Here is a 12482-nt window from a genome sequence, read left to right on the forward strand (position 1 = left end):
CGGTACTCGTCCGAAAAGGCGGTCGTCGTCCGAAAAAAGGGGGATGACCGATCGACTTCAACACCGTAGGCTTTAGCTATTAATTACACGTGTTGATTCGTCGCGCGGAGCCCGCTCCGAAGCACGGAGATCCGGAGATCCTCTTGCCCAGCCCCTACCGCGCGATCTTCACCGCGCCCGGCACCACCTCGTTCTCCGTCGCCGGATTCTTCGGGCGCATGCCGCTGTCCATGATGGGCATCGGCGTCGTCACCATGATTTCGCAGGTCACCGGCAGGTACGGGCTGGCGGGCGCCCTCTCGGCGACGCTCGCGATGTCCGCCGCCGTCCTCGGTCCGCTGGTCTCGCGCCTGGTCGACCGGCACGGACAGCGCAAGGTGCTCCGCCCGGTGACGCTGATCTCGCTCGCCGCTGCCGCCGGACTCCTCGTCTGCGTGCAGCAGCAGGCCCCGGACTGGACGCTCTTCGTCTTCACGGCCGTCATCGGCTGTGTGCCGAGCATCGGCGCGATGACCCGGTCCCGCTGGGCGGAGATCTACCGGGGCGACGAGCGGCGCCTGCACACCGCGTACTCGTGGGAGTCGATCGTCGACGAGGTGTGCTTCATCTTCGGCCCGATCATCTCCATCGGCCTGTCCACGACCTGGTTCCCCGAGGCCGGACCGCTGTTCGCCGCGGTGTTCCTGGCCATCGGCGTCTTCTGGCTGACCTCCCAGCGCGGCACGGAGCCGGTGCCGCACCCCCGGGTGAGCGGCGAGAAGAGCGTGTCCGCGCTCCGCTCCCCCGGTCTCCAGGTGCTGGCCCTCGCCTTCGTCGCCACCGGAGCCATCTTCGGCTCGGTGGACGTGGTGACCGTGGCCTTCGCCGAGGAGCAGGGGCACAAGGCCGCCGCGAGCCTCGTCCTGGCCGTCTATGCCCTGGGCTCCTGCCTCGCCGGCGCGGTCTTCGGACTCCTGCACCTCAAGGGCGAGCCGTCCCGCCGCTGGCTCCTGGGCGTCTGCGCGATGGCCGTGAGTATGATCCCCCTCCTACTGGCCGGGAACTTGCCGTTGCTGGCCGTGGCGCTCTTTGTCGCGGGCCTGTCCATCGCACCGACGATGGTGACCACGATGGCCCTCGTCGAAGCGCACGTACCGCGCACCAAGCTGACCGAGGGCATGACCTGGACGGGTACCGGGCTCGCGATCGGCGTGGCGCTGGGCTCCTCGGCCGCCGGCTGGGTGGTCGACGCGTCCGGGGCGGAGGCGGGGTACGTGGTGCCCGTCGTCTCGGGTGCGCTCGCGGTCGCGGTGGGTCTCCTCGGACACCGCCGGCTGAGCAGGCCGGCGCCGGACCGGGAGGGGAAGCGTGAGCGGGACGACAGCAGCGGGGTCGGGGAGCACCAGGACGGCGAGCAGCCCGTGGCGTAACTGGGCGGGGAACGTCACCTCCCGGCCTGTGCGGGAGGCGAGCCCGGCCTCGGCCGAGGAGCTGGCCGAGGTGGTGCGCAGGGCGGCCGCGGACGGGCTGCGGGTGAAGACGGTCGGCACCGGCCACTCCTTCACCTCGATCGCGGCCACCGACGGCGTACTCATCAGGCCGGGGCTGCTGACCGGCATCCGGCGCATCGACCGCGAGGCGATGACCGTCACGGTCGAGTCGGGCACCCCGCTCAAGCGGCTCAACGTGGCACTGGCCCGGGAGGGCCTGTCGCTCACGAACATGGGCGACATCATGGAGCAGACCGTCGCCGGGGCCACCTCCACGGGCACCCACGGCACGGGCCGTGACTCCGCCTCGATAGCGGCGCAGATCCGCGAGCTGGAGCTGGTGACGGCATCGGGCGAGCTGCTCACCTGCTCCGAGAAGGAGAACCCCGAGGTCTTCGCGGCCGCCCGGATCGGGCTCGGCGCCCTCGGCGTGGTCACCGCCATCACCTTCGCAGTGGAGCCGGTCTTCCTGCTGACCGCCCGCGAGGAGCCGATGACCTTCGACCGGGTCACCTCGGAGTTCGACGCGCTGCACGCGGAGAACGAGCACTTCGAGTTCTACTGGTTCCCCCACACGGACAACTGCAACACCAAGCGCAACAACCGCAGCGCCGGCCCCGCCGCTCCTCCCGGGAAGGTCAGCGGCTGGATCGAGGACGAGCTCCTCTCCAACGGGCTCTTCCAGCTCGCCTGCTCGGTGGGCCGCGCGGTCCCGCCGGTCATCCCCTCGATCGCCAAGGTCTCCAGCCGGGCCCTGTCGGCCCGTACGTACACCGACATCCCGTACAAGGTCTTCACCTCGCCGCGCCGCGTGCGCTTCCTGGAGATGGAGTACGCGCTGCCGCGTGAGGCGGCGGTCTCCGCGCTGCGCGAGGTCAAGGAGATGGTCGAGCGCTCGCCGCTCAAGGTGAGCTTCCCGGTGGAGGTGCGCACCGCCCCGGCGGACGACATCGCGCTGTCCACGGCTTCCGGGCGGGAGACCGCCTACATCGCCGTCCACCTCTACAAGGGAACGCCCCACCGCGGCTACTTCACCGCGGTGGAGCGCATCATGACGGCGCACGGGGGGCGCCCCCACTGGGGCAAGATCCACACCCGTGACGCCGCCTACTTCTCCGAGGTCTACCCGCGCTTCGCCGAGTTCACGGCGCTGCGCGACCGGCTGGACCCGGACCGGCTCTTCGCCAACGACTACCTGCGGCGGGTCCTGGGCGACTGACCGTCAGCCGGCGTCGCCCGCGGCCGGTGCCGTCGGGGTCCCGGGGGCGGCGGCGCCTGTGGTCGGGGCCTCGGTCGGCGCCGTCGGCGTCACCGGGTCCGTGGGTCCGGTCGGACCGGTCGTGGGCTCCGTCGGCCCGGCCGGGTCGGTCGGACCGGTCGTGGGGCCGGTGGTCGGGCCGGTCGGGTCCGGCGCAGGAGTCGGCCCGCCGTCGGTGGTGCCCGAGGACGTCGGGTCCGGATCGGGGGTCGCGGTGCCGGTGCCCGGCTTCTCCGGGTCCGGCGTGGCGCCCGTCGCGGGCGTGCCGTCGCCGTCCTCCCGCTGCCCGGTGTCGCCGGCGGAGCCGGAGGGCGTCGGCGCGGGGTTCTCTCCCCGGTCCGGGGCGTCCTGCCCGGAGCTCCCGCCGCCTCGGACGACGGAGCCGAAGGTGGTGGTCCCCTGGGTGCCGCTGAAGTCCCGGCCCGAGACCAGCTCGTAGGCGGTGATCCCGCCCATGGTGACGCCGAAGACCAGGGCCGCGGCGATCGCCGGGCGCTTCCAGCCGCGGACGCGGGTGCCGTGCGTGGTCGCGGCGCCGAACTCCTCGTCGTACGGGACGGAGTCCGCGGAACCGGGCGGCGGGACCGTGCCGAGCATCAGGGTGTGCCGGTCCCCGTCACCCGCCGCGCGGGCGGCCGGGAACGGCACCTGACGGGCCTTCGGCCTGGCGGCGGCGGTCGCGTCGCGCACCTGCTCGCCCGTGCGCCTGAACAGGTGCTGGAAGAGCGGGCCGCCGCAGGTGGCGATGACGCTGATCACTCCGGCGCCCAGGATCGTGCCGTACACCCCGAGGGTCGAGGCGAGTTTGGCGGCGATGACGGCGGCCAGGGCGCTGCCCGAGACCTGAGCCACGCTCAGGTCGATCCTTCTCCTGCCGGGACCGCTCTCCCCCGCCGTGTCCGTGCCCCGTCCCACCTCCGCCTTCTCCGGATTCCCCGGCTCGTCCGTGTCGGTCTCCGGCCTGTGACGCATCTCCAACCCCTGATGGCTCATCCGTTCGCCTTGCACCCAGAAGGGACAAATAGGCGAAGGGAATAGTTCCGGTTCCGCCGGTTCTGTGAAGAGGGACACGTGCGGGGCAAGATCGCGGAGACTCAACTCCCGTACCGCCCGAGAAGTTGGGCGGCGCGCCGGTCCACCCAAGTGGCCCGAATGGAGTACATTGGCGAACCCTGGGACCGGACGCCTTCACGGGTGCCCGGGATCGGGGAGGGGGCCGAACGTGGCACTCGAACCGGCGGCGCCGCTGCACCGCACGGAGACCCGCTGCACAGCGTGACCGTCAGTCACTCTGAGTGGCGAACAGGTAACCGTGCCATAACGGCGCTCCAGGGTCCATGCCCGACACGCCGGGCAACTCGGCAAGGTAGTGGCAGGCTGCACCCGGGCAGGCCACACTCGACTAGCGGAAGCAGCGACGCACGTGACGTCGGCAGGCACCACCCGGGAGGTCCCCATGCCCGAACTGCGTGTCGTGGCCGTCTCCAACGACGGCACACGACTGGTGCTGAAGGCTGCTGACAGCACGGAGTACACACTTCCGATCGACGAGCGCCTCCGCGCCGCCGTGCGCAACGACCGCGCGCGCCTCGGTCAGATCGAGATCGAGGTGGAGAGCCACCTCCGCCCCCGCGACATCCAGGCGCGGATACGAGCCGGTGCCTCCGCGGAGGAGGTCGCCCAGCTCGCCGGCATCCCCGTCGACCGCGTGCGCCGCTTCGAGGGCCCCGTCCTCGCGGAGCGTGCCTTCATGGCGGAGCGGGCCCGCAAGACCCCGGTCCGCAGGCCCGGGGAGAACAGCGGCCCGCAGCTCGGCGAGGCGGTGCAGGAGCGGCTGCTGCTGCGCGGCGCCGACAAGGACACCGTGCAGTGGGACTCGTGGAGGCGCGACGACGGCACCTGGGAGGTGCTGCTCGTCTACCGCGTCGCGGGCGAGGTCCACACGGCCAGCTGGACGTACGACCCGCCCAGGCGGCTCGTCCAGGCCGTGGACGACGAGGCGCGTGCGCTGATCGGCGAGACGGACGACACGATCGCCGCCGCGCCCGAGCCGAGCTTCCCCTTCGTGCCGCGCATCGCCCGGCTGCCCCGGGACAGGCCCCTGGACCGGGCGCTCGACCGCCAGCTGGAGCGGCTGGAGCGGCCGGCCCCGGCCCCGGCGCCCGAGCCGGAGGAGGAGCGGGACACGCTGACGAGCCTCCTGGAGGCCGTCCCGAACTTCCGCGGCGACATGGTCGTGCCCGAGCCTCCGGAGACGGAGCCCTCGGAGGAGCCGGAGGCGGAGGAGCCCCCGGCCCCGGCCGCCTCGGCGGGCGCGGGTGCCGCGTACGCCGATGTCCTGATGCCGCGCGCCGTCTCGGGCCACCGCGACCGCCTCACCGGCACCACCGACCGCCAGGCCGAGGCCGACGGCGTCCGCCCCGGCCGCCGCGCCGCGGTGCCGAGCTGGGACGAGATCGTCTTCGGCACCCGGCGCAAGAAGCAGGAGTGATCCGCGGAGGCGGATGAGGAACATGTGAGGGAGACGTGAGGGGCCCGCGCCGGGCAGCTGGTCGGCGCGGGCCCCTTCGCGCTTGGTCCTGCGTACGGGTGCGTCCTGCGTACGGACGCGTGGCCCTCCTGGTCCTACTGCGGGTCCGGGCCCGTGGCCACCGGGCGGGCGGGGTCGCCGGACCACTCCGACCAGGACCCGGCGTAGAGCGCCGCGGGGATGCCCGCGATCTCCAGGGCCAGGACCTCATGCGCACCCGAGACGCCCGAGCCGCAGTAGACCGCCACCGGGGAGCCCTCGGCCGCGCCCAGGGCGGTGAAGCGGTCCCGCAGGGCGGCGGCGTCCAGGAAACGGCCGTCCGCGTCCACGTTCTCCGTCGTCGGGGCCGAGACCGCACCCGGGATGTGCCCGCCGACCCGGTCGATCGGCTCCACATCGCCCCGGTAGCGCTCCGCCGCCCGGGCGTCCAGGAGCAGCCCGGCTCGGGCCAGCTCGGCGGCCCCGTCGGCGTCGAGCAGCCCCAGGGCGCCCGGCTCCGGCCGGAAGTCGCCCGGCTCCGGCTCGGGGGTCTTCTCGGAGAGCTCTCCCGTCCAGGCCGCGAGGCCGCCGTCCAGGACCCGCACGTCGGGGTGGCCCGTCCAGCGGAGCAGCCACCAGGCGCGGGCGGCGCCCCAGCCGAGGCCGCCGTCGTAGACGACGACGGGCCGGCCCGCCGAGACACCCGCTCGCCGCATCGCTGCCCCGAAGGCCGCCACGTCGGGCAGCGGGTGCCGCCCACCGCGCCCGGGCGGTCCCGCCAGTTCACTGTCCAGGTCGACGTAGACCGCGTCGGGGAGGTGACCGGCCTCGTACGCGGGCCGTCCGGGCGGGCCGCCGAGCGTCCAGCGGACGTCCAGGAGAACCGGCGGCCGGGCCCCGGCCGACTCGCTCAGAAGTTCGCTTGCGGAGATGATGGGGTTCATGGGTGCCATCCTCGCGCAGCCGGCACGGCCGCGGGGGGACATCCCGGCGCCCTCGCGCCACAACGCGCCCCCCACGGTCGGTGCGGCCGGGACGCGCGGCCCGCCCGTCGGTGCGACCATCGGCCATGAGGCACGCGGCACGGCCACGACGATGGTCCGAGGAGAGGGTGACGATGACCGAGGCGACCCGGCGCACACCCGGCACGCCCTGCTGGGTGAGCCTGATGGTGCACGGGCTTGACGGGACACAGGAGTTCTACGGCGCGCTCTTCGGCTGGGAGTTCGTGCCCGGCCCGCAGCACCTCGGCCCGTACGTCCGGGCACTGCTCGACGGCGAGGAGGTGGCGGGCATCGGCCAGCTGCCGCCCGACCGGCATCTGCCCATCGCCTGGACCCCCTATCTGGCCACCGACGACGCCGACGAGACCGCCGAGACGATCCGCTGCTGCGGCGGCACGGTCGCGGTCGGCCCGCTGGACGCGGGCGAGGCCGGCCGCCTGGCGCTCTGCTCCGACCCGGTCGGCGCGGTCTTCGGCATCTGGCAGGCGGAGGCGCACCACGGCACGGCGACCGCCGGACCGCCGGGGACCCCCGTATGGAACGAGCTCCTCACGTACGAGACGTCCTCGGTCGCCAAGTTCTACCGGTCGATCTTCGGCTACGAGGTGGAACCGGTCGTCTCGGCCGACTTCGACTTCGCCACGCTCCACCTGGACGACCGCCCGGTGGCCTCCCTGCACGGCGTCGGGAACGCGCTGCCCCGGGAGCGGGGCGCGCACTGGATGACGTACTTCGAGGTCGAGGACACGGACGGGGCCGCGCGGCTGGTGACGGACCTCGGCGGGCACGTGCTGAAGCCGCCGAGGGAGGGCACGGCGGGGCGGCAGGCGCTGGTGACGGACCCTGAGGGCGCGGTGTTCACGCTCGTCAGGTCCGTCGACCACCAGTGAGTCGTCACGGTCCCCCGGCCCCTGCCCTCCGGGTCAGGTCCGGCGGGCCCTGGCGAAGCCGCGGCGGAACAGCGACGTGCCGGTGGCGGGGGCGGGGACGGCCGTCGGCTCCGGGGTGGTGGGCTCGGGCGCTCCCGGGAGACCGAGCTGGGTCAGCCGCAGCTCGGTGAAGTGGTGCGCGATGCCCGGCTCCGCGTGGTGCCCGGCCAGGAAGCGGGTGGCCTCCTCGCGGAGCCCCGGGTGACTCTTGTGCCGCATGCAGTAGCCGACGGCCCGCACCAGGGGCGAGAGCGAGTCCGGAGCCGTGCCGGGGACCGCCGGCTCCTCGCCCGCCTCCAGGTCCGCGACCAGGTGGTCGACGACGGTGAGGGGGATCCGGTTGCTGTTCTCGAACGGGGTGAGCCGTTCGAGGACCTCGACCGTGCCCACGCGGGCGATCGGGATGCCGTAGTAGACGGCGGCGGTGAGCATCGCCGTGGAGAAGCAGCCGACGACGAGCCGCGGCCGGCACCGCTCGTAGAAGGTCTCTGCGAGCAGCGGCCCGTCGAGGACCGTCAGCCGCACGCCGAGTTCCGCCGCCTCCTCGTCGAGGGCCTGCGAGTAGCGCACGGGCGCGGTCGGGTGCGGCTTGAAGACCACCGAGTCGTGTCCGGCCGCCGCCGCGCCGCGCAGCATCCGTACGTGCAGCTCCTCTTCCTCCTCGGCGGTGAGGAGGTTGAGGGCGGCGAGGTACTGGCCGAGCAGGAGCGCCGTGGGCTCGGCGGCGACGGCCCGCGCGACCGGCGAGGTCGCCTCCGCGCCCGCCCGCTCGTCGGCCAGGGAGGCTTCGGCGATCTCGGCGAGCACCGCCCGGAAGGCGCTGTCGGGGACGAGCTCGGGCTCGACCCCGTACTCGCTCAGGAGCAGGGGCCGCAGCCCCGGTACGAGGTCGAGGTGGAGGACCCGGCGGATGCGGATGGCGATCGACTGGGCGAGGTCGGAGCGCGTCGGGCCGTAGCTCATGAGGCCGTCCGCGTAGACGTCGACCGAGCTCTCGGGGAAGGCGGCGGCGAGGGCCTTGGCCGGGTTGACCTGGATCGACTCGACGACCAGCTCGACCCGCGCCGTGCCGAGGCCCCAGGCGGTCCGCAGCACGCGCTGCCAGAGCGGGCTCTCCTCGGGCCGGGGCGCCCAGGCGGCGGGGTGGTACGGGTGGATCGTCTCGTTCCAGTCGAGCGTGCCGTCGAAGCGGGCGGCGATCCGCTCGTAACCGGTCATCGTCTCCAGGCGCAGCGCGGTCTCCGGGATCTCGGCGTTGTGCGAGATCAGCAGGAGCCGGCGGGCGTCCTCGCGGGGGCCGAACTGTCCGGCGTCCAGCGCGGCCGCGAGGGTCGCGGCGCCGTAGAGGGTGGACACCTGGAAGATCTGCACCCGGCGGGGGTCGGGGGCCGAGCCGGAGGCCATGGCGGAGTTCGTGTCGGGAGCCATGGGTCAGGCGGTCCTTCCGGTTTCGCGCAGGCTCCGGAGGAGGGTGCTGCGAGGGGTGTCCATGGTGGTGAGGGTCTCGTCGAGGACCTGCTGCGGCATGCGGCGCAGGGCGTCGCCGACGTCGGTGCGCAGCCGTGCGGCGACCTCGGGCTCGTACTTCCCGACCTTGCCCATGTGGAAGGCGATCATCGCGCAGTAGGTGCGGACGGCCTTCGGCAGGAAGCGGTCCGCCTCGGCATCCCGGGAGACGTCTTCGAGCAGGAGGTCGTACGAGGTGATGAAGTCGAGCTGCCGGTTGTCGGTGATCTGGGTGAGCGAGGTGGTGACGCCCCGGCGGTAGAAGACACCGTGAAGGGAAAGCGCCGCGAACGTCCGGGCCTTGAGGTGGAGGCGCCAGACCCAGAGACGGTCCTCGGCGGTTTTCAGCGAGGTCTCGAAACGCGAGGCGCCGTTCTCGAAGAGCCGTCCGCTGTAAATGCCGAAGGGGACGAAGGGATAGTCGACCATCGTCACCATGCTGGCGGGCGAGATGCCGTCCCTGGGGTCCATCACCGCGTCGCGGAGCTTGGCGGGGGCGTAGCGGATCTGCCGCTTCCGGCCTTCCGCCAGGACGTGGTCGGTACGGGCGAAATCGCAGTCCAGGCGGGAGATTCCGGCCACGGCGGCGCTCAGGTGGCCGGGCGCGTACCAGTCGTCGCCGTCCAGGAAGGTGAGGTAGTCGCCCTTCGCCGCGTCGATTCCGGTGTTGCGAGCCTGGGCGACGCCGAGATTCGTCTCGTGGCGGATGACGGTGGCGTTCGGGAGGCGGTCACGCCAGCGGTCGAGGATTTCCGGGGTGTCGTCGGTCGAGCAGTCGTCGATCAGCAGGAACTCGAATTCCGGGTTCGCGTTGTTCGCGAGACTGCGCAGGGTGTCGGGCGCATAGGGCCCGACATTGTGGAACGGGACGACGACGGACAGCTTTGGCACTCGGAATCCCCACACTGAATCGAACAGATCAAACGCCGGTACGGCGGGCAGGTTAGCCGTCCGATTTTCCGGCCGAACGATCCTCGGGTGCACTCCGGGTGAACTCTTGTCGTCTCCGGTGGAAACCCGCCGTCGCGGCCAGGGCGAGGAGGGCGGCCGCCCCGACGGCGCCGCCGAGACGGAGGCCCGGCGGCCGGAAGGAGCAGCTCACCTCGGTCGCCCGCCCGTCGAGGGGAACGGCGACGAGCCCCTGGTACGCGCGGGCGGGTACGGCGTCCGCGTCGCCCGCGGCACAGCGCCAGCCGGAGATGCGGGGCGCGGCGAGCACGGCGACGCCCGTGCTGCCCGGGGGCAGTTCGGCCGTGACGCTGTGGCCGCCGGCGCTCACGTGGGTGGCGCCGGTGGCGGTGAGTTGACGTACGGCGGAGTCGAGCCGGGCCCGGACGAGGCAGCCGACGGGTTGCCGGGGCAGCCTGATCCCGGCCTCCTCGGGCAGCAGGTCGATGCGCACCTCGCCGGAGGCGGGCACGGTCCCGAGGGCCTGCATGGGCGCGCGTACGGCGGGAGGCCTGCCGTCGAAGTCGACGGGCCCCGTCCGCTTCCCCGCGGGTACGGCACGCGTCCCCTCCCCCGCTGGTACGGCACCCGCTTCCTCCCCCGTGAGTGTCGCCGAGCCCTTGTACTCGGGTGCCCAGAGCCAGACTTCGGAGCCCGCCGGGCAGCGGGCGGTGAGGGTGCGTCCGGTGCGGCGCGTGTCCCGCGGCAGCTCGTACACCGAGGAGCCGAGGAGGAGTTCCTGGCGGACGAAGGCGGAGTCTCCCGGGCGCGGGGCACGTGCCGTGCGGGGGCGGACGGTCACCAGGGGTGGCACGGGGGTCGTGGCGGCGGTGACCTCGGCGCGGGGCCGCGCGTCCTGCCGTACCGGCTCCGTGGGCTCCGAACGCATCCGGGTGCCGATGGAGAAGAGGACGTCGGTCACCGGGTTGTCGAGGGTGACCGGGTGCCGGCCCTTGGCGTAGTAACCGAACCCCAGGGCGGCGAGGGTGGAGGAGGTCACGTCGGCGGTGAGGCTGCTGTAGTAGTCGGCGCCCTGGCCTCCGACGAGCAGGACGTCGTTGCCGCCGGGCACCTCTCCGGGGTCCGTGCGGTAGCGGGGCCAGGCGTCCGCGCGCGCGACCTCGCGGGCGGCGGACGTGTGCCAGGGGCCGGTCCGGGGCGACCAGAAGACCTCGCTCCGCTGCTGTTCGTCGATCCGCTTGCCGGTGACGACCGTCTCGCCGGCCTGGGCGGCGACGAAGAGGACCACGGCCAGGGCGGCGGGCCAGGTGCGGCCGATGGTCAGGCCGGTAGCGGTCGCACGGGCGCCCGCGGCCTTCCGGCGGGCGGCCGCCCCGGCGAGGAGGGCCGCCGCGAGTGTCAGGGCCGCGGCGACGAGGAACGCGAGGAAGGTCCGGTCGTCGATCTCGACGCTGTCGCGGGCCGCCCACGCCACGGCCCCGAGCAGTGCGCCGCCGGCGAGGAGCGCGGGCGGCCGGGGCACTCCCCGGGCGACCGACAGCCAGGCGGCGATCAGCAGGAGGCCGCTCAGGACGAAGGTCTGACGGTACGGATTGCCGTTGGGCGAGGCGCCCGCGTGCCAGAGCAGATGGGTGGGCTCCCACTGGAGGGAGAGCGTCACCAGGACCACCGCCGCCGTCCAGCCCGCCCGGACGCGCACGGCGACGGCCCGGTTGAAGGGCAGGGTCAGGGCGAGCGCGAGGGCAGGCGTACCGATGAAGAGGGCGGGGCTGATCACGCCCGACGTGGCGGGCAGGAACCGGGCGAGGAGATCCGTCCAGGCGGCGGGCGCGAAGGTGGTCGCGGGTGTCGGGTCGGCGACCTTCGTGCCGAGGAAGACGACCACGACGAGCGGTGCGGCGAGCCCGATGCCGATGAGCACGCTCCGTGCGGCGCGCAGGGCCCCTGCGATCCGCTGCCTGGAGGTCGCGGTCCCTTCCGTGGTGAGGAGCCTGACGGCGAGGAAGACGGCCGCGCCGAGGGTGGCCATGTACGCGGTGTAGAAGTTGGCGATCCAGGCCAGGGCGACGATCACGGGGCCGAGGACGGGCCGGCGGCCGGTGCGGGCCCACTCGGCGACCAGGCAGAGCAGCGGAAAGGCGAGGAGCCCGTCGAGCCACATGGGGACGGTGGCGCCGTGGTCGAGGGTCCAGCCGGAAAGGGCATAAGCGGTGCCGAGCACGGCGGCGACGGGCCAGGGGCCGGGGCGCAGCCGTACGAGCAGCAGCGCGGCCGCGCCGCCGGCGGCGCTGATCTTGGCGGCCGTGACGACGTACAGGGCGAGCTCGATCCGGTCCGCCGGGAAGGCGACGACCAGCAGGGCGAAGGGGCTGCTCAGGTAGGTGCCGATGTCGCCGAGGAAGTTGGAGCCGAAGCCGGAGTTCCAGTTGAGGAAGGCGTCGCCGTGCGTCTCGCCGAGGAGCAGGGCGCGCCAGTACGCGTGGAACGGCAGGTACTGCTGGCCGAGGTCGACGATGTTCCTGGTCACGGGCCCGAAGGGGTACGTGCGGGACAGCGCGGTCGCGAGGCAGAGCAGTACGGCGGTGAACAGGGAGGCGGCGAGCGGGGCGGCGACGGCCGGGACCGGTCGGTACCACGGCCGAGGTCCCGGCCGGCGCCGGGCCCCGCCGTCCCCCTCCTCGCCGTCGACCTCGTCGAGCACGGTCTCGGCGGCGGGGGGCACACGTCCTCCAGGGGGCGCACGGAGCGGGAACGCCCGGAGGTGGAGTCGTCACGGGCCGACCGCCATTACCGCCGAGGCGGGCGACCCGCAACCGATCATCAGGCGGTTTTCCGGTACACCCCGGGTGAACTCCCGGTGCGGTCGGTGCTTTCATGGGTGGGCTGTGCGTGGATCGG

The 12482-nt window shown here is 73.3% G+C and carries 9 protein-coding genes; 4 read left to right on the forward strand and 5 right to left on the reverse strand.

Annotated elements, in window-relative coordinates; translation table 11 throughout:
* Window positions 1–143 precede the first annotated feature (143 nt).
* Both DEJ46_RS09715 and DEJ46_RS09720 read left to right on the forward strand, forming a co-directional pair.
* Window positions 144–1409: an MFS transporter gene (locus DEJ46_RS09715; RefSeq protein WP_150265242.1), complete on the forward strand. Its 1266-nt coding sequence runs from the start codon at window positions 144–146 to the stop codon at window positions 1407–1409.
* The gene (locus DEJ46_RS09720) at window positions 1348–2688 is read left to right on the forward strand and encodes a D-arabinono-1,4-lactone oxidase (RefSeq protein ID WP_150265244.1); all 1341 of its coding nucleotides are present in this window, start codon (window positions 1348–1350) and stop codon (window positions 2686–2688) included. Before DEJ46_RS09715 ends, DEJ46_RS09720 begins: the two co-directional genes overlap by 62 nt.
* A gap of 3 nt (window positions 2689–2691) precedes the next feature.
* On the opposite strand, the gene DEJ46_RS09725 is transcribed toward DEJ46_RS09720, so the two are convergent.
* Entirely contained in the window at window positions 2692–3705 is a 1014-nt protein-coding gene (locus DEJ46_RS09725) for a hypothetical protein (protein WP_411757816.1), read from the reverse strand.
* A gap of 445 nt (window positions 3706–4150) precedes the next feature.
* Between DEJ46_RS09725 and sepH the strand changes: the two genes are divergently transcribed.
* Window positions 4151–5218: a septation protein SepH gene (gene sepH / locus DEJ46_RS09730; RefSeq protein ID WP_150265246.1), complete on the forward strand. Its 1068-nt coding sequence runs from the start codon at window positions 4151–4153 to the stop codon at window positions 5216–5218.
* 134 nt (window positions 5219–5352) lie between these two features.
* Here the strand turns inward: sepH and DEJ46_RS09735 are convergent, their stop codons facing one another.
* Window positions 5353–6180 (reverse strand): sulfurtransferase, encoded by an 828-nt coding sequence (locus tag DEJ46_RS09735; RefSeq protein WP_150265248.1) that lies wholly within the window; start codon window positions 6178–6180, stop codon window positions 5353–5355.
* A 173-nt stretch (window positions 6181–6353) separates the two neighbouring features.
* Here DEJ46_RS09735 and DEJ46_RS09740 point away from each other — a divergent pair, with 173 nt between their 5' ends.
* Window positions 6354–7130 (forward strand): VOC family protein, encoded by a 777-nt coding sequence (locus tag DEJ46_RS09740; RefSeq protein ID WP_150265250.1) that lies wholly within the window; start codon window positions 6354–6356, stop codon window positions 7128–7130.
* Window positions 7131–7163: 33 nt separating this feature from the next.
* On the opposite strand, the gene DEJ46_RS09745 is transcribed toward DEJ46_RS09740, so the two are convergent.
* From DEJ46_RS09745 to DEJ46_RS09755, 3 genes are read right to left on the reverse strand one after another with little or no spacing between them, the layout of a single operon-like run.
* Entirely contained in the window at window positions 7164–8597 is a 1434-nt protein-coding gene (locus DEJ46_RS09745) for an alpha-2,8-polysialyltransferase family protein (protein ID WP_223834579.1), read from the reverse strand.
* A 3-nt stretch (window positions 8598–8600) separates the two neighbouring features.
* Window positions 8601–9566, reverse strand: coding sequence for a glycosyltransferase family 2 protein (locus DEJ46_RS09750; RefSeq protein ID WP_150265252.1), 966 nt, complete (start codon window positions 9564–9566; stop codon window positions 8601–8603).
* 52 nt (window positions 9567–9618) lie between these two features.
* Window positions 9619–12306 carry a YfhO family protein gene (locus DEJ46_RS09755; protein ID WP_150265253.1) on the reverse strand — a complete coding sequence of 896 codons (2688 nt, stop codon included), beginning with the start codon at window positions 12304–12306 and terminating at the stop codon, window positions 9619–9621.
* Window positions 12307–12482: the final 176 nt, after the last annotated feature.

This window comes from Streptomyces venezuelae, from assembly GCF_008642375.1.
Lineage (GTDB): Bacteria > Actinomycetota > Actinomycetes > Streptomycetales > Streptomycetaceae > Streptomyces > Streptomyces venezuelae_G.

Bases quoted from the DNA above. Each gene is read 5' to 3' on its own strand.
- DEJ46_RS09735 (WP_150265248.1), bottom strand. From the start codon at position 6,180: ATGAACCCCATCATCTCCGCAAGCGAACTTCTGAGCGAGTCGGCCGGG.
- DEJ46_RS09740 (WP_150265250.1), top strand. From the start codon at position 6,354: ATGACCGAGGCGACCCGGCGCACACCCGGCACGCCCTGCTGGGTGAGC.
- DEJ46_RS09745 (WP_223834579.1), bottom strand. From the start codon at position 8,597: ATGGCTCCCGACACGAACTCCGCCATGGCCTCCGGCTCGGCCCCCGAC.